The 25,887-nt window shown below is 71.1% G+C and carries 19 protein-coding genes and 1 pseudogene; 16 read left to right on the top strand and 4 right to left on the bottom strand.

The genetic code is table 11. From position 1 onward, the window contains the following. Both BIV57_RS18195 and BIV57_RS18190 read right to left on the bottom strand, forming a co-directional pair. A partial coding sequence (locus tag BIV57_RS18195) for a LacI family DNA-binding transcriptional regulator (RefSeq protein ID WP_245797793.1) occupies positions 1-1,026 on the bottom strand: 1,026 nt, incomplete at its 3' end. Beyond that, positions 1,023-5,393: a glycoside hydrolase family 38 N-terminal domain-containing protein gene (locus BIV57_RS18190; protein WP_071657896.1), complete on the bottom strand. Its 4,371-nt coding sequence runs from the start codon at positions 5,391-5,393 to the stop codon at positions 1,023-1,025. The genes BIV57_RS18195 and BIV57_RS18190, both read right to left, overlap by 4 nt. 222 nt (positions 5,394-5,615) lie before the next feature. Here BIV57_RS18190 and BIV57_RS18185 point away from each other — a divergent pair, with 222 nt between their 5' ends. The 10 genes and pseudogenes from BIV57_RS18185 (at position 5,616) to BIV57_RS18140 (ending at position 18,631) form a co-directional block, all read left to right on the top strand. Next, a complete protein-coding gene (locus tag BIV57_RS18185; protein WP_071657895.1) occupies positions 5,616-6,920 on the top strand; it encodes an ABC transporter substrate-binding protein in 1,305 nt (434 codons plus the stop codon). Positions 6,921-6,928: 8 nt separating this feature from the next. Beyond that, positions 6,929-7,825 carry a carbohydrate ABC transporter permease gene (locus tag BIV57_RS18180; RefSeq protein WP_071657902.1) on the top strand — a complete coding sequence of 299 codons (897 nt, stop codon included), beginning with the start codon at positions 6,929-6,931 and terminating at the stop codon, positions 7,823-7,825. Continuing rightward, positions 7,825-8,766: a carbohydrate ABC transporter permease gene (locus BIV57_RS18175; protein WP_071657894.1), complete on the top strand. Its 942-nt coding sequence runs from the start codon at positions 7,825-7,827 to the stop codon at positions 8,764-8,766. Before BIV57_RS18180 ends, BIV57_RS18175 begins: the two co-directional genes overlap by 1 nt. A gap of 97 nt (positions 8,767-8,863) precedes the next feature. After that, positions 8,864-10,129 (top strand): glycoside hydrolase 5 family protein, encoded by a 1,266-nt coding sequence (locus BIV57_RS18170; protein WP_071657893.1) that lies wholly within the window; start codon positions 8,864-8,866, stop codon positions 10,127-10,129. Between the two features lie 52 nt (positions 10,130-10,181). Continuing rightward, complete coding sequence (locus BIV57_RS18165; RefSeq protein WP_071657892.1) at positions 10,182-13,226, top strand: alpha-mannosidase; 3,045 nt, start codon at positions 10,182-10,184, stop codon at positions 13,224-13,226. Between the two features lie 133 nt (positions 13,227-13,359). Then, positions 13,360-13,908 carry a methylated-DNA--[protein]-cysteine S-methyltransferase gene (locus BIV57_RS18160; protein WP_071657891.1) on the top strand — a complete coding sequence of 183 codons (549 nt, stop codon included), beginning with the start codon at positions 13,360-13,362 and terminating at the stop codon, positions 13,906-13,908. A 184-nt stretch (positions 13,909-14,092) separates the two neighbouring features. Then, positions 14,093-16,216 carry an ATP-dependent zinc metalloprotease FtsH gene (gene ftsH, locus BIV57_RS18155; protein WP_079170448.1) on the top strand — a complete coding sequence of 708 codons (2,124 nt, stop codon included), beginning with the start codon at positions 14,093-14,095 and terminating at the stop codon, positions 16,214-16,216. Next, a complete protein-coding gene (locus BIV57_RS18150; RefSeq protein ID WP_107409615.1) occupies positions 16,213-17,316 on the top strand; it encodes a PrsW family intramembrane metalloprotease in 1,104 nt (367 codons plus the stop codon). The genes ftsH and BIV57_RS18150 overlap by 4 nt, the downstream gene beginning before the upstream one ends. Positions 17,317-17,431: 115 nt before the next feature. Then, positions 17,432-17,665 (top strand): annotated as a pseudogene (locus BIV57_RS26170) (chaplin family protein); the annotation flags it as partial. Positions 17,666-18,397: 732 nt separating this feature from the next. After that, entirely contained in the window at positions 18,398-18,631 is a 234-nt protein-coding gene (locus BIV57_RS18140) for a DUF397 domain-containing protein (RefSeq protein ID WP_071657890.1), read from the top strand. 170 nt (positions 18,632-18,801) lie between these two features. Here BIV57_RS18140 and BIV57_RS18135 read toward each other — a convergent pair whose 3' ends face one another. Further along, the gene (locus tag BIV57_RS18135; RefSeq protein WP_071657900.1) at positions 18,802-19,374 is read right to left on the bottom strand and encodes an ATP-binding protein; all 573 of its coding nucleotides are present in this window, start codon (positions 19,372-19,374) and stop codon (positions 18,802-18,804) included. Between the two features lie 258 nt (positions 19,375-19,632). On the opposite strand from BIV57_RS18135, the gene BIV57_RS18130 reads away from it, so the two are divergent. The 6 genes from BIV57_RS18130 to BIV57_RS18110 all read left to right on the top strand — a co-directional run bounded on the left by BIV57_RS18130 (position 19,633) and on the right by BIV57_RS18110 (position 24,724). Further along, positions 19,633-20,499, top strand: coding sequence for a helix-turn-helix domain-containing protein (locus BIV57_RS18130; RefSeq protein ID WP_071657889.1), 867 nt, complete (start codon positions 19,633-19,635; stop codon positions 20,497-20,499). A 43-nt stretch (positions 20,500-20,542) separates the two neighbouring features. Further along, a complete protein-coding gene (locus BIV57_RS25310) occupies positions 20,543-20,704 on the top strand; it encodes a hypothetical protein (RefSeq protein WP_175548790.1) in 162 nt (53 codons plus the stop codon). Positions 20,705-20,795: 91 nt separating this feature from the next. Then, positions 20,796-21,926, top strand: coding sequence for a HesA/MoeB/ThiF family protein (locus BIV57_RS18125; RefSeq protein ID WP_245797791.1), 1,131 nt, complete (start codon positions 20,796-20,798; stop codon positions 21,924-21,926). An 83-nt stretch (positions 21,927-22,009) separates the two neighbouring features. Further along, positions 22,010-23,050, top strand: a complete 1,041-nt coding sequence (locus BIV57_RS18120; RefSeq protein WP_419185728.1) for an ABC transporter ATP-binding protein — start codon at positions 22,010-22,012, stop codon at positions 23,048-23,050. Then, positions 23,047-23,874 carry an ABC transporter permease gene (locus tag BIV57_RS18115; RefSeq protein ID WP_071657888.1) on the top strand — a complete coding sequence of 276 codons (828 nt, stop codon included), beginning with the start codon at positions 23,047-23,049 and terminating at the stop codon, positions 23,872-23,874. Before BIV57_RS18120 ends, BIV57_RS18115 begins: the two co-directional genes overlap by 4 nt. Before the next feature lies 1 nt (position 23,875). Next, positions 23,876-24,724: an ABC transporter permease gene (locus tag BIV57_RS18110; RefSeq protein ID WP_245797790.1), complete on the top strand. Its 849-nt coding sequence runs from the start codon at positions 23,876-23,878 to the stop codon at positions 24,722-24,724. Here the strand turns inward: BIV57_RS18110 and BIV57_RS18105 are convergent. Further along, on the bottom strand, positions 24,721-25,623 hold the full coding sequence (locus BIV57_RS18105; protein ID WP_071657887.1) for a glycosyltransferase family 2 protein: 903 nt from the start codon (positions 25,621-25,623) through the stop codon (positions 24,721-24,723). The genes BIV57_RS18110 and BIV57_RS18105 overlap by 4 nt on opposite strands. Positions 25,624-25,887 lie beyond the last annotated feature (264 nt).

Raw genomic sequence — 25,887 nt, 5'->3', positions numbered from 1 at the left:
GGTGGCGGTGGAGGCCCGGGGGGTGAGGCGGGGGGTGGGGGCGAGCGCGTGCGCGGGCGCCGCGCCGTCGAGGCGGGCCAGCAGCAGCGCCGTGGCCTCGCGGCCGAAGGCCGCACTGTCGCGGACCAGCGCCGCCAGTTGGGGATGCATCAGCCGGCACAGGTCGGAGTCCTCGAAGGCGACCACCGAGAGGTCGTCCGGCACGGTCAGACCGCGGCCCGTCGCCGCGTTGACGCCCGCGACGGCCATCACGTCGTTGTCGTAGATGATCGCCGTCGGCGGCTGCGCCCGTCCCAGCTGCGCGCGCGTCGCCCGCGCGCCCTGGGTGTCGGAGTAGTCGGTGGTGAGCGAGCGGGCCTCGGTCAGCCCGTAGCGCTCCGCCGCGTCCCGCAGCGCCGCGATCCGGCGCTCGGTGTGGGCGAGGCCGGGCAGCCCCGCGATGTGCACGATCCGCCGGTGCCCCAGCCCGGCGAGGTGCGCGACCGCCGCCTCCATCGCCCCCGCGTCGTCCGCGCTGATGGTGGCGAGGCCCGGCGCCTCGTCCGGGACGCCGCCCACCACCACGGCGGGCAGCCCGAGTTCGGTGAGCAGCGCCGGCCGCGGGTCGTCCGTCCGCGGGTCGACGACGATCACGCCGTCCACCCGGTGCGCCGCCCACCAGCGGCGGTAGAGCGCCACCTCGTCGTCCGCGCTCTCCACCATCTGGAAGAGCAGCGCGGCGCCGCGCGGCGCGAGGGCCTGCTGGACGCCGGAGAGCAGTTGGAGGAAGAAGGAGTCCGGGCCGAGCGTGGCGGCCGGCCGGTTGAGGACGAGCCCGATGGACCCGGACCGCTCCCCCGACAGCGCCCGCGCCGCCGAGTTGGGCTGCCAGCCCAGCTCCTCGGCGACCCGCCGGACGCGCCGCCGCGTCCCCTCGCTGACGCCGGGGCGGTCGTTGAGGGCGAAGGAGACGGCGCTCTCGGAGACGCCCGCGCGGCGGGCGACGTCCTTCATGGTCGGGCGCTTGCGCGCCGGGGGCACGGTCATCGGTCGTCGCCTCGCAAGGGCAGGGGGATGGCGGGGCTGTAGGCGGTGCGGCCGTCGTGGACGGCCTTGAGCAGCAGCCAGTATTGCCCGGGGGACGCCGTGTTGGTGCTGTTCAGCGGAATGTTGACGGCGGCCGTCTCGCCGGGGGCGAGGGCGAACGGGATCTCGGGGCACGGCACCGCGTCCCAGCTGCCGATCGGGGAGGCGGCGAGGAGGCGGCCGCGGACCGGCTCGGCGAACGGGTTGTGCAGGGTGGCGGTGCCGTCCTGGTCGAGGTGGACGGTGAGGCGGGCCGGGGCCTCGTCGGCCCCGCCGCCGCCCGGGACGGTGAGGGTGGCGGTGTCGGTGACGGGTGCGCCGTCGGCGGGGGTGAAGACGGCGCGGAGCAGGTGGTCGCCCGGGGACGCGTCGGCCGGCGGGGTGACGGTGACGGTGCGGGCGGCGTGGCCGCCGGGGGCGGCGGTGATCGGCAGGGGGGCGGCGGTCGCTCCCCAACCCTCGGGGGCCTCGAAGGAGATGGTGCCGTCCGGGGAGGTGCCCGGGGTGTTGGCGGAGACGGTGGCGGTGAGCGTGATCGGCTCTCCGGGCGCGGCCGCGGCCAGCTCCGGGGTGAGCGCCAGGGTGTGCGGGGCGTTGCCGAGCGGCGCGGTGCCGGTGTTGTGCAGCCAGTAGCGGGAGTGGCGGGGCTCGGCCGGCGGGGCCGGCGTCTCGTCGGCGACGGGGACGGCGAGCGGGACGGTGCGGGTGGTGCAGCCGTTGCGGTCCGGGTCGTGGAGGCGCAGGAGGAGGGCGGTGCCGTCCGCGGTGGGGCGGACCGACTCGATGAGGGCGGGGTCGTCCAGGAGCGGTGCCTGCCGGGGTTCGGCGGCGGACGGCGCCGTGGCGGTCGCGGTGAGCGGGGTGCTGAAGGCGCGGCCGCGGCGGGCCAGGTCGACGTCCCGCCAGTCGCCGGGGCCGCCGACGAGGGCGTGCTCGAAGGTGTGCGTCCAGTGCTGGAGCTGGAAGGAGGAGCCGTCGGGGGCGGTGCGCACCGGCGGGTCCATCCACTGGCCGCTGGGGCGTCCGGTGGAGGAGCGCAGCAGGTTGCTGTGGAGGCGGCCGGCGGTGTCGACGACGAAGCCGGGGGTGCCGCGGACCAGCAGGGCGGTGGTGCGCTCGGCGAGGTCGTCCGCCGGGTGCAGGTCGTCGGGGACGGGCAGCACGGCGTCCAGCGCGGGCTCGGCGTCGAGGCGGCCGGCGAGGCGGGCCAGCGCAGCTGACGGATCGTCGGCCGGGAGCAGGACGACGGCGGCGGGCAGGTCGCGCAGGCCGGTGAGGTCGCAGCCGGGCGTCCAGGCGGCGCGCAGCGCGCGCTCCGCGGGGACCCAGAGGAGGACGGCCTCGCCGGAGGCGTCGGCGGTCGCCTGCGCGTCGGCGGCGGCGCGGGTGTAGGCGTCGCCGGCGGCGGCCAGGACGTCGGCGCTGAGGGTGTTGGCGGCGGCGCCGCCGAGCAGGAGGCGGGCGTCGGGCAGCGAGCTGTCCGAGCGGAGGTCGCCCCAGCGGGGGCCCTTGGAGCGGGTGGGGGTGGCGGTGACGCCGCGGCGCGCGAGGGCGGTGGTGAGGGTGCGGAGGCGGTCGGGGGCGCCGGCGTCGATGGGGATGCCGTGGCCGGGCAGGCCGCCGTCCGGGAGGACGATCTCCACGGCGCCGAGGGCCTGGGTGCCGACGCGCCGTCGGGTGTCGGGTTCGCTACCGGGTGTCGGGTCCGGGGTGCTCACTCGCGCGGTTCCCCGCGCCCCTGCGGGGCGCCCCCGTTCCGAAGCGTGCAACCGGACCTTGAGCGTGTGGCCCAGGGCGAACCAGTTGAGGCAGGGGCTGTCGAGGGTCCAGGGGGCGCGGGTGTGGTCGGCGCCGGTGTCCGCGTCCGGGAAGCCGAAGCCGCGGCCGACGACCGCGGCGGCGGTCTCGGCGAGCGGCAGGCCGCCGGGCACGTCCGCCGGGACGCGCAGCCGGAGCAGCTGGTCGCTGCCGGTGAACTCGTCCACGACGGTGGTCAGTTCCAGCCGGTCGAGGCCGTTCCACAGGGTGTGGTGGCGGGTCCAGCGGGCCGGGCCGGTGCGGCCGGTGGCGGTGAGGCGGGCGCCGAGCGGGCCGTGCTCGACGGTGACGCGCTCGGCGGGCGCGTCCGCGGAGCCCTGCGAGGCGCCGGTGGGCAGCAGATGCCAGGGGCCTTCGCCGAAGTAGGGGTGGGCGGAGTACTCCTCGGCGACGACCACCTCGCTGACCTGGCCGGGCGTCAGCAGCTCCTGGCCGTCGGCGCGTCGGGTGACGGAGGCGAGGCCGCCGCCGCGGGCCGGGTCGAGGGCGGCGCTGAGGTGCTCGTTGGCGATCCGCGGGTCGGCGCCCTCGGGGGCGGCCGTCCAGCCGCCGGAGAGCGGTCGGCCGGCGTCGACCAGGCGCAGGGTGCGGGTGCCGAGTGCGGGGATGTCGCGGGCGAGCAGGGTGATGCGGACGCGGCCGACGGTGCCGTCGGCGCCGAGCTCGGCCGAGTCGAGGTGGACGGCCTCGGCGGGGCCGTCGCCGTGCCGGACGCCGAGCCGGGCCGGGTCGGCGAGGCCGAGCGCGCTGACGTCGGCCTCGGCGTGCAGCACGTCGGTGCGCGGCCAGGAGAGGGAGTTGGCGGCGGTGAGCGGCACGCCGTCCCCGGCGGGCGGGGCCGCGGCCAGCGCGGCGATCGCCTCGTCGCGCACCGCGGCGGCCAGGTCGTGCGCCTCGCGCCAGGTGGGCAGCAGGTCGATGTAGACCTGGTCGGAGAAGGATCCGGTGACGCCGTCGTGGTGGGCGGCGTGCAGCAGGTGGCGCCAGGCGAGGTCGAGGCGGGCGCGCGGGTAGGGCGCTCCGGTGCGGACGGCGGCCAGCGCGGCGAGCGTCTCGGCCTCCTGGACGAGCACCTCCCCTGCCCGGTTCGCCCGTTTGATATCGGAGTAGGAGACGTCCTTGCCGGTGTAGACGGGCCCCAGGTCGCGGGTGACCGGCAGCGGGCGCTCGCCCCGGGCGGCCAGCTCGGCGCGGACGGCGGCGAAGTAGTCGCGCGGCGTGGAGTAGGCGATCCGCGGCCACAGGTACCGGGCGTTCCAGCGGCGGCGGACGGCCGGCGCCCAGCGGTGCGGCCAGGAGAAGTCGGTGCCGACCGGGACGAGCACGTTGCGGGTGGCGGCGGCGCCCTTCAGCAGCCCGGCGAGGTGCAGCAGCTGGGCCTCGGCCTCGTCCAGGGTCGGGGCGGCGTTGGAGAACCAGCCGGCCGAGTAGTGGGCGGGCAGGTAGTGCAGCAGCAGGCCGTCGCCGGAGGGGGAGATCCACTCGTGCTCGGCGGGGTACTGCATGGCGTCGGGGGCGCGCAGCGCCTCGCCCCAGCGGTCGAACATCGGGCCCCACTGGTGGTGGGGGCCGCGGGCGAGGACGGCGGAGTCGAGGCCGGCTTCGGCCATCAGTCCGGGGAAGGCCGGGTCGTGCCCGAAGACGTCCAACTGCCAGGCGGTGCGCGGGTCGCCGCCGACCACGCCGCGGTGGAAGGCGAGGCCGTGCTCGGCGCTGCGGGCGGTGGACTCGGCCGAGGTGAGGTTGGTGGACGGCTCGTTGTAGGTGCCGCCGACGAGTTCGAGCCGGCCGGAGGCGAGCAGCGCGCGCAGCTCGTCGCGGGCCTGCGGGTGGGCGTCCCAGAACGGCTTGAGGTAGTCGATCTCGGAGAGCACGAAGCGGTAGTCCGGGTCGTCCGCGGCCTGCTGGAGGTGGAGCGGGACGAGGGTGAAGGCCGGGACGCCGGTGTACTCCCAGGCGGGCTCGGGGGCGCCGGGGCGGATCGGCCGGTCCCACTCGGAGGTGTAGGCGGCCTGGGTGTTCCACCACATCGGGTCGTAGTGGAAGTGCGGGACGAGGTGGATCGTCCAGCCGGGCCGCTCCACCGTCAGATCGAGCTCGGCGGAGGCGAGTTGCGTGCCGCGGGCGTCGGTGACGACCACCCGGCCGGGGAGCACGGTGCCGGGGGCGGCGGCGCCGGTGTCGACGGAGACCTCGACGGTCTGCTCGGCCGACGCGGGCGCGGCGGGGCGCTCCTCCGCGGCCTCGTCGCCGCCCCCGCCCCCGGCTCCGTCGCCGTCCCCCGCGCCGTCGCCGTCCACCAGGGCGAAGGCCTCGGCGCTGCGGGCCAGCAGCCGGCGCGGGCGGGGGGTGGCGAGCCCGGGGCCCTCGACGCGGACGGCGAGCGGGCCGGCGGGCCGCAGGTGGCGCAGCCGGACGCGCACCACCTGCAGCGGTTGCTCCTCGGTGCCGGTGAAGCGATCGGTGGGCGTGCACTCGACGACGGCGACGGCGGCGGGCTCGGTCTGCATGACGGGCGATCGTAGCCTCTGGCGGGCGAGTTGACTAAGGCGCATTAGTCGTCGGAAGCTAAAGCGCCTTAGTTGTGACCAAATCTTGATAGATGCAAGGCTCTGACCTGCATGTTCATCGCAACGTGGGCGAGATGTCCGATCGTTGTTGACTAAAGCGACGGGTATGCCGCACTGTGATCGCGGCACAAAGCTGTGTGTACTTCCGATGAGGAGTCAGTCATGCCTTTCTCCGGCAAGCTTGCGATACGGACCGCGATCGGCCTCGGTGCCGTTGCGTCGCTCACGGCCCTGACGGCCTGCGGCAGCGGGGGGAGCGACTCGTCGTCCAGCTCCTCCGGAAAGATCACCGGGCAGATCAGCTTCCAGACCTGGAACCTGCGCGCCGGATACAAGGACTACTTCACGGGCCTCATCAAGGACTTCGAGAAGCAGCACCCGGGTGCCAAGGTCAAGTGGATCGACCAGCCGGCCGACAACTACGCCGAGAAGCTGAGCTCCGACGCCTCCGCGGGCACCCTGCCGGACGTCGTCAACGTCTCCCCCGACCTGTCCTCGCCGCTGGCCAAGGCCGGCGTGCTGCTGAACCTGGACAAGGACCCGGTGGCCGCCAAGTACAAGGCGCAGTACACCGACGCCGCCTGGAAGGGCGACGCCATCCCCGGCCAGGACGGCACCTACTCCTTCCCGTGGTACCTGAACACCGGGCCGATGTTCTACAACAAGACCCTGTTCAAGCAGGCCGGGCTGGACGCGAACAAGCCGCCGAAGACCTACGACGAGCTCTTCCAGGACGCCAACAAGATCGCGACCAACAGCCACGGCAAGATCGCCACGCTCGCCGGCACGCCCACCATCGAGGACTTCGGCCAGTACGGTGTCCAGCTGATGAGCGCGGACGGCACCAAGTTCACCTACAACAGCGCCAAGGGCGTGCAGCTCCTCACCCAGTACAAGAAGCTGTACGACAACGGCGGCCTCGACTCCCAGGCCCTGACGTCCACCCCGGACCAGAAGGGCCAGAAGTTCAAGGAGCAGAAGGTCGCCATGAACCCGGGCAGCGCCTACAACCTCCAGGACTTCAAGGAGAACGCGCCCAGCCTCTACAAGAACCTGGGCATCAGCAACGTCCCGAACAACACCGGGCACCAGAACATGTACGTCCAGTCGCTGGGCGTGAGCAAGACCGCCAAGAACAAGGCGACGGCCGTCGCCTTCGCGGCGTTCGTCACCAACCAGAAGAACCAGGAGGCGTTCGCCCACAAGGTGACCGTCTTCCCGAGCACCAAGGGCTCGCTCGACAAGCCCTACTGGTCCAAGGAGGACGGCACCGACGAGGGCCGCGTCCGGGTGGCCTCGGCGAAGCAGCTGAAGACCGCGATCAACTACACCCCGCCCGTGATGACGGACGAGATGAAGACGGTCCTCCAGCAGGAGATCGCCAAGTGCATGCAGGGCAAGGAGAGCCCGAAGCAGGCCCTGGACAACGCCGTGGCGCAGAGCAACAAGCTGCTCCAGCAGGGCTGATCGGGTACATCACCGTGGCCCGACGCCCTTCCGCGACCCGAACGCACGCCGCGTCCAGCCCCTGGCTGTTCCTTCTGCCAGGGCTGGTCGTCACCGCGGCGTTCAGCCTCTATCCGTTCGTCTCCACCGTCTGGAAGTCCTTCACCGACGCCCGCACGCTCAGCGCGGGCACCTGGGTCGGCCTGCAGAACTTCACCGACATGGTGCACGACGACCAGTTCTGGACCGGACTGCGCAACTCACTGCTGTACGTGGTGTGCGTGGTGCCGTTCACCGTGATGCTCCCGCTGCTGCTGGCGATGCTGGTGCGGCGGTACGTCCCCGGGATCTCGTTCTTCCGGGCCGCCTTCTACACCCCCGTGGTGGCGTCGGTGGTCGTCGTCGGACTGATCTGGGTGTGGATGCTGGACGACCGAGGGCTGGTCAACGGCATGCTGCACGCGGTCGGCGCGGGCCCGGTGCACTTCCTCTCCAACCAGTGGCTGCTGCTCTTCTCGGCGATGGCCCTGACGGTGTGGAAGGGCCTCGGCTACTACATGATCATCTATCTGGCGGCGCTCGCGAACGTGCCCAACGAGCTGCACGAGGCCGCCCAGATGGACGGCGCCGGGGCGATCCGCCGCTTCACCACCGTCACGGTGCCGGCCATCCGCGGCACCATGGCGCTGGTCGGGGCGCTCTCCTCGGTGGCGGCGTTCAAGGTCTTCTCCGAGATCTACCTGCTGGCGGGCCCGTCCGGCGGCCCCGGCGGCGAGGACACCTCGCTGGTGATGCTGGTGCAGCGCACCGGCACCGGGCTCACCGGGCGCACCGGCTACGCCTCCGCCATCTCCGTGGTGATCTTCGTGATCACGCTGCTGCTGATGCTGCTGGTGCTGCGGCTCGACCGGAAGGACAAGGAGTGATGTCCGGAACCACGACGACGGGGTCCGCGACTCCGGCGGGTGCGAAGCAGGAGGGGAGCACCCGCAGGACGCGCCGGCGGGCCCGGCGCGCGGAGCGGATCCGGGACGCCGGCGGGCAGCTGCCCACCCGCTCCCTGGTGCTGCGGTACATCCTGCTGCTGGTGGTCTTCGCCATCTGCATCGGGCCGTTCCTCTGGCAGCTGTCCACCTCGCTCAAGGGCACCACCGAGGACATCTACACCTTCCCGCCGCGCTGGTTCCCGAGCCACCCGACGCTCGGCAACTACGACAAGGTCGCGCAGATCATCCCGGTGTGGGACTACGCGCTCAACTCGCTGAAGGTGGCGGCCTCCAACGTCGTCACCAATGTGATCGGCTCCTCGATGGCCGGGTACGCCCTGGCCCGGCTGCGCTTCAAGGGGCGGAAGCTGGCGGGCGTCGCCTTCGTCATGGCGATGCTGGTGCCGCTGGAGTCGATCATGATCGCGCAGTTCACCACCATGCGGGAGCTGCACCTGAACAACACGCTCATCGCGGTGGTGCTGCCCGGCTGCATCGGGGCGATGAACGTGCTGCTGATGCGGAACGCCTTCGCCAACCTGCCGTACGAGATCGAGGAAGCCGCGATCATCGACGGGGCCAACGTCTGGCAGCGGTTCCTGCGGGTGGCGCTGCCGTCCGTGAAGGGCACCATCGCGGTCGTCGCGATCTTCGCCTTCATGGGGGCCTGGGACGACTTCCTCTGGCCGCTGATCGTGCTCAGCGACACCTCGAAGTTCACCCTGACCGTCGGCCTGAACTACCTGAACGGCACCTTCAACACCAACCCCCGGGTGGTCGCGGCCGGAACGATCATCGCGGTGCTGCCGCTCATCGTGATGTTCGCCTGCCTCCAGCGGTTCTTCTTCCGCGGCGTCGGGGAAGGGGCGGTCAAGGGCTGATCCGCCCGCCCGTCTCCCACCACCGTGCGAGGAGACGCTGCGCGTCGCGGCCGCCCAGCCACCGCTCTCCGCTCCACCGTGATCCTGAAAGGGACCCATGACCTCCTCCGGCCCCGCCGACAACGCTGTCCACGCCCCCCGGTTCGGCGTCAACTACACGCCCACCCGCGGCTGGTTCCACCACTGGCTCGACTTCGACCTCGACGAGGTGCGCGCCGACCTGGACTCCATAGCCGCGCTCGGGCTCGACCACGTCCGGGTCTTCCCGCTGTGGCCGGTGTTCCAGCCGAACCGCACCCTGATCCGGCCGCGCGCGGTGGAGCAGCTGGTGGCGATGGTGGACGCGGCCGCCGAGCGCGGCCTGGACGTCAACGTGGACGGGCTGCAGGGCCACCTGTCCAGCTTCGACTACGTGCCGGCCTGGATCCGCACCTGGCACCGCCGCAACATGTTCACCGACGAGACGGTGATCGGCGGGCAGGAGGCGTATCTGCGCACCCTGGCGGAGGCGCTCGCGGACCGTCCCAACTTCCTGGGCATGACGGTCGGCAACGAGGTCAACCAGTTCTCCGGCGCCCCGCACCCCGACCCCGACCCGGCCACCGTCGCCGAGGCCGACGCCTGGCTGCGGCGGATGGTCGACGCCTGCCGGGCCGGCGCCCCCGGCAAGATGCACCTGCACGCCGAGTACGACGCCGCCTGGTACCTCGACGGCCACGCCTTCACCCCGCGGCAGGCCGCCGTCCTCGGCGACCTCACCGCCGTGCACTCCTGGGTCTTCAACGGCACCGCCCAGGCGCACGGCTTCGACGGCGCCGCCAGCGAGCACCACGCCGAGTACATGCTGGAGCTCTCCAAGGCCTGGGCGACCGACCCGGACCGCCCGGTGTGGCTCCAGGAGGTCGGCGCCCCCGCCCCGCTGGTGCCGCCGGAGCAGGCCGCCGCCTTCACCCGCGCCACCGTGGAGAACGCGCTCACCAGCGAGAACCTCTGGGGTGTCACCTGGTGGTGCTCCCACGACGTCTCGCGCGAGCTCGCCGACTTCCCCGAACTCGAGTACTCCCTCGGCCTGCTGAGCAACGATCGGCAGGTGAAGCCGGCCGGCGCGGAGATCCGCGACCTGGTCGCCGAGGCGCGCGCCGGCTTCCGCGCCCCCGCCCGCCGCACCCTCGCCGTCGCGGTCGACGTCGGCGGCGACGAGGACGCCCCGCACCGCTCGGTCTGCGGCCCGGGTGGCGCGGTCTTCGAGACGTGGGCGAAGCTTGCCGCGGACGGCGCCCGGCCCGCCCTGGTGCTCGCCTCCCGCGCGCAGGACGCCGCCCATCTGGCGTCCCGCGGCATCACCGAGGTCGTCCAGCCCTGAGCACCAGCCCTGCTCCGCCCCTCCTTCGGACCGTCGAAACGAGACCCACGCCATGCATGACGACCGCGAACTGATCGAGCGCCGGCTCGCCCGCGTGCTCGAGGAGCGCATCCGCCCCGCCCTCTACCCGGAGTCCGTGCCGCTGGAGGTGGCGGTCTGGGACGCGCCCGGCGAGCCGGTGCCCGTCGAGGAGGGCCTCGCCGCCGCGTACGCGCCGACCGCGGCCGGCGCCGCGTGGGGCCCGCCGTGGGGCACCAGCTGGTTCCGGGTGCGCGGCACCGTCCCCGCCGAGTGGGCCGGCCGCACCGTGGAGGCCGTCCTCGACCTGGGCTTCAACAAGCTGATGCCCGGCTTCCAGTGCGAGGGCCTGGTCTACCGGCCGGACGGCTCCCCGGTGAAGGGCCTCAACCCGCGCAACGACTGGGTGGCGGTCGGCGACCCGGCGTTCGGCGGCGAGCAGGTGGAGCTCTACGTGGAGGCGGCGGCCAACCCCGTCATCCTCGACGTCCAGCCGTTCAAGCCCACCGACCTGGGCGATGTGCGCACCGCGCACCGCGAGCCGCTCTACCGGCTGGCCCGGATGGACCTGGCGGTGCGCGACACCGAGGTCTGGGAGCTGATCCAGGACCTGGAGGTGCTCGGCGAGCTGATGCCCGAGCTGCCCATGGACGGCGCCCGCCGCTGGGAGCTGCTGCGCGCGGTGGGCCGCGCGCTGGACGCGATCGACCTCCAGGACGTGGGCCGCACCGCGGCCGCCGCCCGCGCCGAGCTGGCCGGGGTGCTGGCCGAGCCGGCCGGCCCGGGCGCGCACCGCATCTCGGCGGTCGGCCATGCGCACATCGACTCGGCGTGGCTGTGGCCGCTGCGCGAGACGGTCCGCAAGGTGGCCCGCACGACGGCCAACATGACGGCGCTGCTGGAGGACGCGGGCAGCGAGGAGTTCGTCTACACCATGTCCCAGGCGCAGCAGTACGCCTGGATCAAGGAGCACCGCCCCGAGGTCTACGCCAAGGTGAAGAAGGCCGTGGCGGAGGGCCGCTTCGTCCCGGCGGGCGGCATGTGGGTGGAGTCGGACACCAACATGCCCGGCTCGGAGGCGATGGCCCGTCAGTTCGTCCACGGGAAGCGGTTCTTCCTGGAGGAGTTCGGCGTCGACAACGAGGAGGCCTGGCTGCCGGACACCTTCGGCTTCGCCGCCGGCCTCCCGCAGATCATCAAGGCGGCGGGTTCCAAGTACCTGCTGACCCAGAAGATCTCCTGGTCGAAGATCAACACTTTCCCGCACCACACCTTCCGCTGGGAGGGCATCGACGGGACCCGGATCTTCACCCACTTCCCGCCGGTCGACACCTACAACTGCTCGATGCTGGGCCGGGAGATCGGCCACGCGGCGCGCAACTTCAAGGAGAAGGGCGTCGCGTCGCGCTCGCTGGCCCCGACCGGCTGGGGCGACGGGGGCGGCGGCACCACCCGCGAGATGATCGCCAAGGCGGCCCGGATGAAGAGCCTCAACGGCTCGGCCGAGGTGGTCTGGGAGCGTCCCGCGGAGTTCTTCGCGGCCGCCGAGGCGGAGTACCCGGAGCCCCCGGTGTGGGTCGGTGAGCTCTACCTGGAGCTGCACCGCGCCACGCTGACCAGCCAGGCCGGCACCAAGAAGGGCAACCGGCGCAGCGAGCACCTGCTGCGCGAGGCCGAGCTGTGGGCGGCGACGGCCGCGGTGCGGGCCGGCGCGGCCTACCCGTACGAGCAGCTGGACCGGATCTGGAAGACGGTGCTGCTCCACCAGTTCCACGACATCCTGCCGGGCTCCTCGATCGCCTGGGTGCACCGCGAGGCGCGGGAGACCTACGCCCGGGTCGCCGCCGAGCTGGAGGAGATCATCGGCACCGCGCAGCGGGCGCTGGCCGGCGAGGGCTCCGCGGAGCTGGTCTTCAACGCGGCGCCGCACGGGCGCGGCGGGGTGGCGGCGCTGGGCGCGGCCTCCCCGGAGGCGGCGGACGCGGAGGCGGTCGAGGCCGAGGAGCGGGCCGGCGGGGGCTTCGTCCTCGACAACGGCCTGCTGCGGGTGGAGGTCGACGGCCGCGGGCTGGTCGTCTCCGCCTTCGACCGGGAGGCCGGGCGGGAGGCGATCGCCGACGGGCGGGCCGCCAACCTGCTCCAGCTCCACCCGGACTTCCCCAACGAGTGGGACGCCTGGGACGTCGACGCCTTCTACCGCAACACGGTGGTGGACCTCGACGGCATCGACGCGCTGGCGCTGGACGGCACCGCGGTGCGGATCGAGCGGACGTTCGGTTCCTCGCGGGTGGTGCAGACGCTGCGGCTGGCCGCCGACGCGCCGCGCCTCGACATCGAGACCACCGTCGACTGGCACGAGACCGAGAAGTTCCTCAAGCTCGCCTTCCCGCTGGACGTGCACGCCGAGCGGTTCGCCGCGGAGACGCAGTTCGGGCACGTGCACCGCCCCACCCACACCAACACCTCGTGGGAGGCGGCCAAGTTCGAGGTGTGCGCGCACCGCTTCGTGCACGTCGACGAGCCCGGCTGGGGCGCGGCGGTGGTCAACGACGCCACCTACGGCCACGACGTCACCCGGGACGTGCGCGCCGACGGCGGGACGTCCACGGTGGTGCGCGCCTCGCTGCTGCGGGCGCCCCGCTTCCCCGACCCGGAGACCGACCAGGGCGAGCACACCTTCCGGCACGCGCTGGTGGTCGGCGCGGACATCGGCGACGCGGTGCGCGAGGGCTACGCCGTCAACCTGCCCGAGCGGGTGCTGGCCGGGGCGGCGGCCGGGACCGAGGTCGCTCCGCTGGTGACGGTGGACGGCGACGAGGACGGCGACGTGGTCGTCTCGGCGCTGAAGCTGGCGGACGACGGCTCGGGCGACGTGGTCGTCCGCGTCTACGAGTCGCGCGGCGGGCGGGCCCGGGTGCGGGTCGTGCCGGGCTTCGAGGCGGCGTCGGTGGAGGCGGTCGACCTGCTGGAGCGGCCGGTCGACGAGCCGTCGCTGGATGCGTCGGCGGACATCGACGCGGGTGCGCCGCTGTCGCTCCGCCCGTTCCAGCTGGTGACGCTCCGCTTCACGCGGGCCTGATCCGCCGCCGGACGCCCGGCGCCCCCTCGGCCCGCGACGCGGGCCGGGTGGGGTGCCGGGGCGGAGGGGCGGCGGACCCGGCACCGTACAGACCGGGCGAAGCATGTCGGACCCGGCCCGTACCGTAGGTCCCGTGCCCCTGTACCGGCTGCCGTACCCCGACTCCCCGATAGGCCCGCTGCACTTCCTGGCGACGGACCGCGGACTCGTCCGCGTCCTCTTCCACGCCACCCCCACCACCGTCGCCGGCATCGAGAAGGCCGACGCCGGCCGCCTCGCCCTGGACCCGCTCCCCGAGGCCGGCCCCCACCTCGCCGCCCTGCGGCCCCAGCTCGACGCCTACTTCGACGGCCGCCGCACCGCCCCCTTCGACGTCCCCCTCGACTGGTCCCTCGCCTCCGCCTTCAACCGCGGCATCCTGGAGACCCTGCTCGCCCGCGTCCCGTTCGGCGCCACCACCGGCTACGGCCGCCTCGCCGACTGGGCCGACGTCCCCGCCGAGCGCGGCACCGCGGCCGCCCGCGCCGTCGGCACCGCGATGGGCGCCAACCCCGTCCCCGTCGTCGTCCCCTGCCACCGCGTGGTCGAGGCGGACGGCGGCCTCGGCGGCTTCGGGGGCGGCCTGGAGACGAAGCGTCAGCTCCTCGCCCTGGAGGGCGTGCTGCCCGACACGCTCTTCTGACGCCCCCTCGATCACCGCATATCCGACGAACCGTCACCCGCGTGCCGATCTTCACCGGCCCGGCGGCCCCACTCGGGATGCGCATATCCGATGATGGGGTTGTATGGAACGTGTGCGGGCGGTCCGCCCGCGCGCTGCTTGCGACGCTTTTGACCAGTCCACGGAGAGGCGGTGTTCGGGCCGGATGTCCCAACCAGCTCCCCCGCGCCGGAACGACGACAAGCCCTGGCGGTCCGAGGGGGCCCCGCCCTCCCCGCCGCCGAAGCGCCCCATCAGCTGGGGACGGCTCATCGTCACCGCGATCATCGTCTTCCTGCTGGCCAATGTGCTCTTCAATGTCTACGGCGGCTCCAGTACCACCACGATCACCTATACCGAGTTCACCAAGCAGCTCGCCGCGGGGAACGTCAGCGACATCTACGCCAAGGGCGACGCCATCCAGGGCGACCTGAAGAAGGCGGTCGACAAGCCCGACGACGGGCGCGGCACCTATACCAAGTTCTCCACCCAGCGGCCCTCGTTCGCCAACGACAACCTCTGGTCGCAGATCGAGAAGCAGAACGTGCAGGTGAAGGCGGAGCCCGTCACCCAGCAGCGCAGCTTCCTGTCGAACCTGCTGCTCTCCCTGCTGCCGATCCTGGTGCTGGTGGGCCTGTGGGTGTGGATGGCGCGGCGGGTCAGCGCCGGCCTCGGCGGGGCCGGCGGCGGGCTCGGCGGGATCGGGCGGAGAAACCCGCCCAAGCCGGTGGAGGCCGCCCCGGGCGGGCAGCGCACCACCTTCGCCGACGTCGCCGGGATCGACGAGGTCCGGGACGAGCTGACGGACATCGTCGACTTCCTGAAGAACCCGGACCGCTACCGCAAGATGGGCGCCAAGATGCCCAAGGGCGTGCTGCTGGCCGGCCCGCCCGGCACCGGCAAGACGCTGCTGGCGCGGGCCGTGGCCGGCGAGGCCGAGGTGCCGTTCTTCTCGGCGTCGGCGTCCGAGTTCATCGAGATGATCGTGGGGGTGGGCGCCAGCCGGGTGCGCGAGCTGTTCACCGAGGCGCGCAAGGTGGCCCCGTCCATCATCTTCATCGACGAGATCGACACCATCGGACGAGCCCGCGGCGGCGGGGGAGGCCTGGGCGGGCACGACGAGCGCGAGCAGACGCTCAACCAGATCCTCACCGAGATGGACGGGTTCACCGGCTCCGAGGGCGTCGTGGTGGTCGCGGCCACCAACCGGGCCGACGTGCTCGACCCGGCGCTGCTGCGGCCCGGCCGCTTCGACCGGACGGTCACCGTCAGCCCGCCGGACCGCAAGGGCCGCGAGCAGATCCTGAAGATCCACACCCGGGAGATCCCGCTCGCCAACGACGTCGACTTCCCCGCGCTGGCCAAGATGACGCCCGGGATGACCGGCGCCGACCTGGCCAACCTCGCCAACGAGGCGGCGCTGCGGGCCGTCAAGGGCAACGAGAAGACCGTCGACCAGGAGGACTTCTCGCAGGCGCTGGAGAAGGTGCAGCTGGGCACCGAGCGCGCGGTCGTCATCCCGGACGCGGAGCGCAGGCTGACGGCGTACCACGAGTCCGGCCACGCCCTGCTGGGGATGCTGCAGCCGGGCGCCGACCCGGTCCGCAAGATCACCATCGTGCCGCGCGGCCGGGCGCTGGGCGTCACGCTCTCCACCCCGGACACCGACAAGTACTCCTACACCGAGGAGTACCTGCGCGGCCGGATCATCGGGGCGCTCGGCGGCATGGCGGCCGAGCAGGTGGTCTTCGGGACGATCACCACCGGCTCGGAGAGCGACCTGGAGACGGTCACCAACATCGCCCGCGGGATGGCCGGCCGCTGGGGCATGAGCCCCAAGGTGGGCCGGCTCAACATCATCCCGGCGACGTCGGACTCGCCGTACGCCCTCTCGGCGGCGTCGGACACGGTGGACGAGGTGGACGCGGAGGCGCGCCGCATCGTCAACGAGTGCTTCGAGGAGGCCGTCCGCAAGCTCGGCGAGAACCGGGACCGGCTGGACGCGCTGGCCACGGCGCTGCTGGAGAACGAGACGCTGGACGAGGACGCGGCGTACCGGGCGGCGGGCATCCCGCGGGCGGAGGGCTCGCGGGACGAGTCGTCCGGGCGCTCGGAGGATGTCAGCCTGCTGAAGGAGATGCCCGGGGCCGGGGCCGAGGAGGCCGACGGGGCTGCCGGGCACGCCGGGCCCGGGAACGCCGGGACCGTCGGGCGTGGGGACGCCGGGAACGCCGGGGCCGAGGGGACGGCCGACGACAGCGAGGGGGAGCGGGGAGCCCATGGCGCATGAGCACCGACGACGACCCGTCCATCCCGCCGCGGCCGGACGAGCCGCCGCCCGCTCCGGCGGGGCCGGCCTCGTGGTGGCCGTCGGCCTCGCCGCAGCCGGCCGGGCCTGACAGCGGCGTTGGGCGTGCCGGCAGGGCTGACCGTGCCGACACCGCAGGCAGCATCACCCGGGGTGACCGGCCCTGGCACCAGCAGGCCTGGTTCCGGATCTTCTGGATCGGGCTGGTGCTGTGGCTCGCCGCCGTCGGCGTCACCTACTGGACTGCCAACGCCAACCTGATCCCGACCATCGTGCTGCTCGGCAGCTTCCTGGTGCCGGTGACGTTCGCGTCCTGGTCGTTCGAGCACAGCCGCCGGGAGAACCACCTCACCATCGAGCGGATCCTCGCCGCGTTCCTGGTCGGCGGCGTGATGGGGGTGCTCGGCGCCTCCGTCCTGGAGAGCTACCTGGTGCACCCCTCGACGTGGATGTACCTGGTGGTCGGGCTCATCGAGGAGGGCGTCAAGCTCGCCGCGGTGTGGCTGATGGCGCGTCGGCTGGCCGCGCACTCCACGCTGGACGGCATCGTGCTCGGCGCCGCCGTCGGCTTCGGCTTCGCCGCCTTCGAGAGCTCCGGCTACGCGCTGACCGCGCTGATCACCGTGCACGGCCTCTCGCTGCGCGACCTGGTGTCGACGGAGATCCTGCGCGGCCTGCTGGCGCCGCTGGGCCACGGCCTGTGGACGGCCATCCTGGGCGGCGCGCTCTTCCGCACCGCCCGGCGGACCGGCCATCTGCGGCTGACGGGCGCCCTCTTCGCCAGCTACCTGGGCGTCTCGGTGCTGCACGCGCTGTGGGACTCGATGCACGGCATCGCCCTCGCGCTCACCCTGGTGACGACGGGCGCGCAGTGGCAGTGGCGGCTCATCGACCTCGGCTACGACCCGCGGCTGACCAACCAGCAGGCGGTGCTGCTCACCGTCTACCAGTGGATCGGGCTGCTGGCGATCTCCCTCATCGGCCTCGGCTGGCTGCGCCGGGAGCGGGCGCGGGGCCGGCGCGAGGAGGCCGTCACAGGGACGGCGTCACCGACCATCCTCGGCGCCCCTCCTATGGAGTGACGATCCGTGGCAAACGGGTGAGGGGCGGGGCATGGCGCCCACAGTTCGCGGTGCGGAAGCGGTTGGGTCGGGCGGCAAAACGACGCAGTCGATCCGTACAGGAGATACCAAGCAGATGAGCTCCACCAAGCGTGTGGCCGCGGCGGCGGCCGTGGCAGGCGGACTGGTCCTCGCCGGAGCCGGAACGGCCGCGGCGCACAGCGGCGCGGCCGGTGCCGCGATCGGCAGCCCCGGGGTCGGCTCCGGGAACGCCGTCCAGGTCCCGGTGAACGTCCCGGTGAACGCCACCGGCAACACCGTCACCGGCATCGGGGGCCTCAACCCGACGTTCGGCAACAAGAGCGCCAACAACGCCGGCGACATGGACGCCGACGACATGGCCGCCCCGGCCGCCCCGCAGGCCCCGGCGCCGGAGGCCCAGGCCCCGGCCGCGGCCCCGGCCCAGGCCCCGGCGCCGGCTGCGGCGCCGGCTGCGGCGCCGCAGTCCTCCAGCCCGCTGGGCCAGCTCCCGCTGGTCGGCGGCCTGGCCCACGGCCTCCCGGGCCTGGGCGGCTGACCAACCGTCCGATATCCGGGGCTTCTCGCCCCGAACTCTCCGCGTCTCACGGCCGGTTCCGGAAATCACTCTCCGGAGCCGGCCGTAGTCGTTGCTTTGAACTGACTCTGAGTCATCCCAACTGCGACGAACGTGACGTGGTGGAAGTCATAGGGATTCTGAGCACGACCCGGCACTCCTGGTCAGAAAACGAATATTCGCGGAAGAACCCGCCAAGCGATCCGCATACGGACGGTTCCGGAAGGCGTTGTGGCACTCTGCGCCAGGACCTCGGAGCGGTGGGTAACAGCGCAGGTCGTCCGGTTCACTCGAAGCTATGACGCAACGTCAAGCAGTAGTAAAAGCAATGCAGTTGACGTTCCGCTGTCACTGCCAGTGATTCGCTGTGCACGCGCCAACGCACATGCGTGTGCACGTGCATCGCGCTAGACTCAAGCTCAGTGCGGCGGACGCCGGGGCTTTGCGTGGGGATCGCGCGGGCCGCACATGGAGAATGCCGATCACAGCACAGCCAGGGAGACACCAATGAGTCACACCTACAACGGCATCAAGGCGACCGAGCTGGATGGCGCAGTCTGGCGCAAGAGCAGCTACAGCAACGCGAACGGCAACTGCGTGGAGTTCGCCAGCCTCCAGAACGGCGACGTCGCGATGCGGAATTCGCGTGACCCCCACGGACCTGCGCTGATTTACACCCGTTCCGAGATCGAGTGCCTGCTGCTCGGTGCCAAGGACGGCGAATTCGACGATCTGGTTTGAGCCGGAGGGTGAGCTCCGCGGGCAGCAGCGGAGCTCACCGCCTGAACAATGAAGCGGCCCCGGGGAGTTGATCTCCCCGGGGCCGCTTCGCGCATCCCCCTGGCTTGTCGAGTCGGCCGTCCGCTCCCGGTCCGTAGCGAGGACCGAGAGCAGTGACGAACCTTCACACCTCAGTAGCGGTGGAAAGCAGCCAGACCGCGGAAGTCGGAGTGAGCCGCCTCCGCCCCGATGCCGGGAAGGTCCGTCCCGTCGAAGAGCGCCCAGACAACCTTTCCCGTGCCCGACAGCGGGTGCCAGCCCCAACGGTCGCTGAACGACTCCACCAGGTGCAACCCGCGGCCGGCCTCGGCCTGTTCGTCGACCGACTGCGGGATCGGGCCGGCGGGGCTGGGGTCGCGCACGGCGCAGACCACCCGTGCCGCGCGGCGCGCCATGCTGATCCGCAGCTGCGACGACTGCTCTATGGGCGGCATCGATATCGCGTGCTGGTGCCGGTTGACCCGCATGGCGTGCCGCAGCGAGTTGGTCACCAACTCCGAGGCGACCACCGCGACATCGTCGAAGAGCGGGGAGAGGCTCCAGCGGCCCAGTGTGGTCCGCACGAAGTTGCGCGCATCGTGCACCGACTCGTAGCGCGGAGCCAGGCGGCAGGAGACCAGCAGCGCACCCGAGGTGCCCAACTCCTCAGGCGCCAGCAGCTCTTCCCATAACGGTTCGAGCACCGCCGTGCCCCCAGTCCTCATGCCTGGCACCTCCGTGGCGCGAGTGGCCGTTGCGGCCCCCGCGAGCTCTGCGTGCCTCCATCGGGCGTGCATGTGCACGTGCACCATGGTCCCCAACGCCAACGACGAATGCAAGAGCGGATTCACGTGCACACGCGATCTGTGCCGATGCAGACGCAGATTCACGTGCATCCGACTGGATTTATCGGTCCCGGAGGCACTCAGCGAGGCCACCAGGTGGCAGACTGTGCAAGGCCATCGGGTTGAGGGGTAGGAGAGATGACGACGATTCAGCAGGGCAGCGGGTCGGTAGTGCGCCGCATCCTGCTTGGGTCGCAGCTGCGCAAGCTGCGGGAGTCCAGAGGGATCTCGCGGGAGGACGCCGGCTACTCGATCCGTGCCTCCGAGTCGAAGATCAGTCGTATGGAGCTGGGCCGCGTCTCCTTCAAGGAGCGCGATGTCGCTGATCTGCTCACCCTCTACGGCATCGACGACGAGGGCGAGCGCAAGGCGCTGCTTCGCCTGGCGAGGGACGCCAACGCCGCCGGGTGGTGGCACGACTACGGTGACGTCCTCTTCAACTGGTTTCAGACCTACGTGGGTCTGGAGGAAGCGGCGTCTCTGATCCGCACGTACGAGATGCAGTTCGTCCCCGGTCTGCTGCAGACCGAGGAGTACGCCCACGCCGTCAACATCCAGTACCGCCCCAACGCCTCCAAGGAAGAGGTGGAGAGGCGAGTCGGGATGCGGATGCGTCGCCAGAAGCTTCTCGTCGACGAGAACGCTCCGCGGTTGTGGGCGGTCCTCGACGAGGCGGCGCTGCGCCGGCCCATCGGCGGCCGGGATGTGATGCGGGGTCAGGTCGAGAAGCTCATCGAGGCGACCGAGAACCCCAATGTCGTGCTGCAGATCATGCCGTTCAGATTCGGCGGACACGCCGCCCAGGGCGGCGCCTTCACGTTGCTGCGCTTCCCCGAGGCGGACCTGCCGGACGTGGTCTACCTGGAGCAGCTCACCGGCGCGCTCTACCTGGACAAGCGTGACGATGTCGACGAGTACGCCAACGCCATGGAGCGGCTCTGCGTTGACAGCATGTCGCCCGAGCGCTCGCTCAAGCTGCTCCGGAGCATAAGGGACGAACTGTAAACACCTCGGTGCATGCCGTGACTGCGCCCCGGCAGCCGCCCAAGTGGCGGCCGCCGGGGCACAGATCGTTCAGGGTGTCGTCAGCGGTTCTCAGGCGCCGTTCGCGTTGCTGGTGGACGTCGTCTCGTGCTTGTCCAGCCGGCGCATGGGGACGACGATCGGCGTGCTGGGCATGGCAGCTCCTGGTGTCGAGGTGAACGACTGAGCATGTGCAGCGATCAGATCTGACCTCTTGCCATTGGGCCATGTGCACACCATCGTGTCAACGAGTGTGTACGACGGGTTAGGGGATTCAGGTGGGCAACCAGGTTCTGCGAGTGGCCGACTTAGCACGTCCTCGGATCAAGCCGGAGTACACCCGCTATCGAACCGTTGACGGAAATATCCGGCTTGGCGGATCCGTCCATGGGATCGGCGTGGAGATCGAGGACCCGGAGGGGTGGCTGTGGCAGGTGGTTTCCGCCATGGACGGTTCGGGCAGTGCGGCCGAGATCGTGCGGGCGGTACCGGGCACACCCCCGGACGTCGTGGAGACCGCGATGGACGAGCTGCTCGCCGCCGGCTTCGTCGATGACGCCGCGGCTCCCGTGCCGGAGTCGCTGACGGAGCGCGACCTCGATCGGCACTCCCGCAGCATGCCGTTGCTGCGGTGGATGGACGCCGTGCCGCGCGCGACACCGTGGGAGGCCCAACTTCGGTTGCGGGCAGCGCGGGTGCTCCTGGTCGGAGTCGGCGGGACCGGAGGAGCAGCTGCGCAGATCCTTGTCGCCTCCGGGGTGGGGGCGCTGCACCTGGTCGACCCTGACGAGGTGGAGCTTTCGAACCTGGGGCGCCAGACGCTGTTCCGAGAGCCCGACATCGGGAAGCCGAAGATCGAGGCGGCCCTTGCCGCGCTTCGCGCGCTGAACACCGATGTCCGGATCACGGGTGAGCAGCGGATGGTCAGCGGCCACGACGACTTCGGCACGCTGTTGGACTCTGCCCCTGGTTACGACGTCCTGGTGCTGTGTGCGGACAGCCCGCCCGAGATCCGGCGGTGGGCGAACACCGCGTGTGCGGGTGCCGGAATCAACTGGGTGGTCGGTGGCTACCACGGTCCGTTGGTGACGGCCTCGCTGGTGGTCCCCGGAACGGGGCCCTGCTGGGAGTGCCTGCACGACGGCCTGGCCGACACGGCGGACCTCCGTCTGCCCGACGACGCGCCAGCCGACGCGTTGCGCCCACGGCTTCCCGTCCACCCGGTGAACGCGGTGAGCGCGTCCATGTCGGGAACGCTGGTCGGCCATGCCGCGCTGGCGTCACTCACCGGCGTCCCGGTGCTCGAACCGGGGACGGTGTTCGGGTTCAACCTGGTGCTGCCGGGAGAGTCGGTGCTTGAGCGGGCCGAGTCGCGGCCGGGTTGCAGAGTCTGCGGTGGCGTCTCCTGACCACTGCCAGGATTGGCCCAACTCAGCGAGGGAGAGCCCCTGTTGGGCGAAGCGGAACCATGTAAGAGTGTCCGGGTTGCTCGATGACCGGGTTGATGGCCTACGTCGGTGCGCGCTTGGAGGTGGTGGACCCGTTGGGCATCATCCATGTCTCGGAGCTGGTCAAGGACTTCCGGCGGCCGAAGCGGATCAAAGGTGCGCTCGGCGGGCTGCGCACCCTGGTCACCAGGGAGTCCGTCATCAAGCGGGCCGTGGACGGGATCGACTTCACCGTCGACGAGGGCGAGTTCCTCGGTTATCTGGGGCCGAACGGCGCCGGCAAGTCGACGACGATCAAGATGATGACGGGGATCCTGCAGCCGACGTCGGGGAAGATCGAGGTCGCCGGAATCGTGCCGTGGCGGGAGCGGCAGCGCAACGCGCTGAACATCGGGGTCGTCTTCGGGCAGAAGTCGCAGCTCTGGTGGGACCTGCCGCTGCGCGAGTCCCTGCAGATCATCGGGAAGCTGTACGCGATCGACCCGGCGCGGCACCGGGCGAACGTCGACTGGTTCGTCGAGCTGCTCGACCTGGACCCGTTCTTCGACACCCCGGTGCGACAGCTGTCCCTGGGCCAGCGGGTGCGGGGCGATCTGGCCGCGGCGATGCTGCCCGAGCCGCGGATCCTCTTTCTCGACGAGCCGACGATCGGGCTCGATGTGGTGGCCAAGGAGCGGATCCGCGGCTTTCTGTCGGCGTTGAACCGCGAGGCGGGTACCACTGTCGTACTGACGACGCACGATCTGGACGATGTGGAGCGGCTCTGCCGGCGGATCATCCTGATCGACGGGGGCAAGGTCACCTACGACGGCGACGTCGAGTCGCTGAAGTCGCGGTTCGTTCAGCAGCGGCGGCTGGTGGTGAAGCTGGCCGCCGGGGTCGAGTGGCGTGGCGTCGGAATCCCCGGAGTGGCCGAGTCGATCGGTGACGAGGCGGTCGAGCTGGCCTTCGACCCGGCGGAGATCCAGGTGTCGGAGCTCATCACTGCAGTGTTGGCCGACCATCAACTGACGGATGTGGCCATAGTCGAACCGGAGCTCGAGAACGTCGTCCACCGCATCTATGCATCCGCGGGAATGGCATGAGCGGGTCGGCGCTGACCGTACGGCAGCGGCTAGCGGCCTACGCGGGGCTGGCGAAGATCCAGATCTCCGCCCAGACGATCTACCGCTCCAACTATCTGGTCTCGCTGCTGGGCCTGCTGTTCAAGGTGTATCTACTCAAGGAGGTGTGGGTCGCCGCGTATCCGCACTCCCGGGCGACGATGGGCCACGGCCAGCAGATCTCGCTGTCGGCGCAGATCGCCTACTCGACGCTGGCCTCGGTGCAGTACTTCGTCTTCAATCCCTGGACGCTCTCGGGGATCCCGGAGCGGGTGCGGAACGGCCAGGTCGCGGTCGACCTCGCCCGGCCGGTGCGCTACACCGCCCAGATGACGTTCGGTCAGGCCGGTGTGATGATCGCGGGGTTGCCCTTCGTCATTGTGGCGCTGCCGTTCGCGATCCTGGTCGGAGGAGCCGAAGCGCCGGCGTCGGCAGGGGCGGGCCTCGGATACGCCGTGAGCCTGGTCCCGGCCTTCCTCATCACCCTTCTCACCGGCTCCATCGTCGGGATCACGGCGTTCTGGACGCTTGAGACCGACGGAACGTCGATCATCTACCGGATGGTGGCGCAGTTCTTCGCCGGTGCGCTGGTGCCGCTGTGGTTCATGCCGGGCTGGCTGGAAACGCTGGCCAGCTGGCTCCCGTTCCAGGCCACCACCTATACGCCGATCGCGATCTATATGGGGAAGAGCGGCAGCGTGGTGAGCACCATCGGACTGCAGTGCGTGTGGGTGGTCGTTCTGTGGTTGATCCTGCGATTGCTCGCGGTGCGCGCGCTGCGGCGGGTCGCGCTGCAGGGGGGCTAGCGTGACGACAGAGCCGAGGGACTTCGGCCGAGAGCCTGCAGGGCGCCTCATCCCCTGGTGGCGAAGCTATCTGGTGCTGCTCGGGGCGGCCTGGCGCAGCCAGTTCCAGTACCGGGCCAACCTGTTCATCATGATTCTGTCCGGGGTGGCCTGGCAGGGCGTGGGGTTCGCGTTCATCTGGGTGGTGGTGGCGAAGTTCGGCACCATCGGGGGGTGGTCGCTGAGCGAGATCGCGTTCATCTACGGCATCAGGCTTACCGCGCACGGGTTGTTCGTGGTCGTCTCCGGTCGCATCTTCGTGCTGGACACGGTGATCCAGGAGGGGGAATTCGACCGCTATCTGGTCCGTCCGGCAGGGGCGTTGGCGCAGCTGTGGAACCGTCAGTTCTATCTGCCGCACCTGGGCGATCTGCTCTCCGGCCTGGTGATCCTGATTGCGGCCGCGACAGAGATCCCGGCGGACTGGAATGTCCTGACGGTTGGATTCCTGCTGCTCGCCGTTCTGTCGGGCGGGATGATCGAGGGGGCGCTGCAGGTCATCGCGGCGTCGTTCGCGTTCCGGACCATGAACACCCGCCAGATTCGCGGGATGATGGACGATATCTTCAGCAACTTCGGCGGCTATCCGATCACGATCTTCCCGATCGCCATCCGGCTGATCCTGACGTTCGTCATTCCGCTTGCCTTCGTGGCCTTCTTCCCGTCCGCGGTTCTGACCGGGCGGTCCGGCGGGTTGTACGTGCCCGAGTGGCTGGCGCTGATGTCGCCGCTGGCCGGCCCGCTGCTGGTGCTGCTCGCGCGCGAGGTGTGGCGGAGCCAGCTGAAGCACTACAAGAGTTCGGGAAGCTAGCCGTCGAGATCGCGGCGCAGACGGTCCAGCATGTCGGGTCGCCCGGCGAAATGCTCGGCGCAGCGCCGGTGGAACTCCGGCCTGTCGTCTGGTGGTACGAGTCTGTACTGCCGGGGCAGCCCGATCAGCGAGACCTCCAGGATTTTGGTCCGCCACCGGGCGAGTTCGGGGTTGGACGCAATGAATTCGAAGACCCGCTGGTACTGGGTGAAGATGTCGAGATGTCTCGCGTCGGGCCCTCCGGTGATGCTGCCCGGCCGATCCCTTCGGTAGTGCAGACAGACGGCGTCGTGAAGAGCGATGTTCTGTGCGGTGAGGAGGTTCTCCCAGCTCCAGAGCATGTCCTCGTAGTAGCCGTTCGGGAATCCGAACCGGTGCTGGACGATGAACTCTCTCCGGTAGGTCTTGTTCCATGGGGCGAACGGCATGACCAGGATATCCGGATTCTGGCTCAGGGTGAAGACGGCCGGCTGGCCGTTGATCACCTTGTCGGGGAAGCCGTTCGGGGGCTCGATGTTCCCCTCTTCACGGAAGCCTGCGAAGTCGTGGACCAGTACGTCCGGATCCCCGGTCGCCTTGAGGCGGTGGTTGATGGATTCAAGGGCGCCTTCCGGAACCAGGTCGTCGCTGTCGACGAACATGAGGTACTCGGAGATCGCATGGGCGAGCCCGAAGTTGCGGGCCTCGCCCGGGCCCTGGTTCTCGGCCAGGTGCAGCGCGGTGACGCGGGGGTCCTTCTCGGCGTACTGATCCATGATGGCGCCCGAGCCGTCGGTCGAACCGTCGTCCACGACCAGGACCTCGAAGTCGTCGAACGACTGTGCAAGGAGCGAGTCGAGGCAGCTTCCGAGGTAGGCGGCCACTTCGAAGGCCGGCATGACAATGCTGAACCTGGGCATTCCAGCCCTCCGAGGGCGTTGGCATGGAAGTCGTCTCGCACCGTGGCCAGATCTGACGCTGGGCCATCGCATCATGTACACACCATCGTGTCAACGGCCGCGCACGATGGGTGAGGACGGTTACCTTTGGTGACTCGTGCTTGACCGGGCGTCAGTCCATAGGTGCGGCTACTACGCTCCCGGCGCCCGGTGGTGCGGAGCCGGATCTTCCGCGGGGTGCCGTCCAAGTCGCAGGTGGGAGGGGTGGGTTGATGAGCCTGAAGG

Origin of the sequence: Mangrovactinospora gilvigrisea (assembly GCF_001879105.1) — a bacterium.
GTDB lineage: Bacteria > Actinomycetota > Actinomycetes > Streptomycetales > Streptomycetaceae > Mangrovactinospora > Mangrovactinospora gilvigrisea.
Note: the sequence above shows the minus strand (reverse complement) of the source record. Positions and strands in the feature narration are given on the sequence as shown.

Excerpts from the sequence above, each read along its gene's own strand:
- BIV57_RS18190 (WP_071657896.1), bottom strand. The coding sequence starts at position 5,393 with ATGCAGACCGAGCCCGCCGCCGTCGCCGTCGTCGAGTGCACGCCCACC.
- BIV57_RS18185 (WP_071657895.1), top strand. The coding sequence starts at position 5,616 with ATGCCTTTCTCCGGCAAGCTTGCGATACGGACCGCGATCGGCCTCGGT.
- BIV57_RS18175 (WP_071657894.1), top strand. The coding sequence starts at position 7,825 with ATGTCCGGAACCACGACGACGGGGTCCGCGACTCCGGCGGGTGCGAAG.
- BIV57_RS18170 (WP_071657893.1), top strand. The coding sequence starts at position 8,864 with ATGACCTCCTCCGGCCCCGCCGACAACGCTGTCCACGCCCCCCGGTTC.
- BIV57_RS18165 (WP_071657892.1), top strand. The coding sequence starts at position 10,182 with ATGCATGACGACCGCGAACTGATCGAGCGCCGGCTCGCCCGCGTGCTC.
- ftsH (WP_079170448.1), top strand. The coding sequence starts at position 14,093 with ATGTCCCAACCAGCTCCCCCGCGCCGGAACGACGACAAGCCCTGGCGG.
- BIV57_RS18150 (WP_107409615.1), top strand. The coding sequence starts at position 16,213 with ATGAGCACCGACGACGACCCGTCCATCCCGCCGCGGCCGGACGAGCCG.
- BIV57_RS18140 (WP_071657890.1), top strand. The coding sequence starts at position 18,398 with ATGAGTCACACCTACAACGGCATCAAGGCGACCGAGCTGGATGGCGCA.
- BIV57_RS18135 (WP_071657900.1), bottom strand. The coding sequence starts at position 19,374 with ATGAGGACTGGGGGCACGGCGGTGCTCGAACCGTTATGGGAAGAGCTG.
- BIV57_RS18130 (WP_071657889.1), top strand. The coding sequence starts at position 19,633 with ATGACGACGATTCAGCAGGGCAGCGGGTCGGTAGTGCGCCGCATCCTG.
- BIV57_RS18120 (WP_419185728.1), top strand. The coding sequence starts at position 22,010 with ATGACCGGGTTGATGGCCTACGTCGGTGCGCGCTTGGAGGTGGTGGAC.
- BIV57_RS18115 (WP_071657888.1), top strand. The coding sequence starts at position 23,047 with ATGAGCGGGTCGGCGCTGACCGTACGGCAGCGGCTAGCGGCCTACGCG.
- BIV57_RS18105 (WP_071657887.1), bottom strand. The coding sequence starts at position 25,623 with ATGCCCAGGTTCAGCATTGTCATGCCGGCCTTCGAAGTGGCCGCCTAC.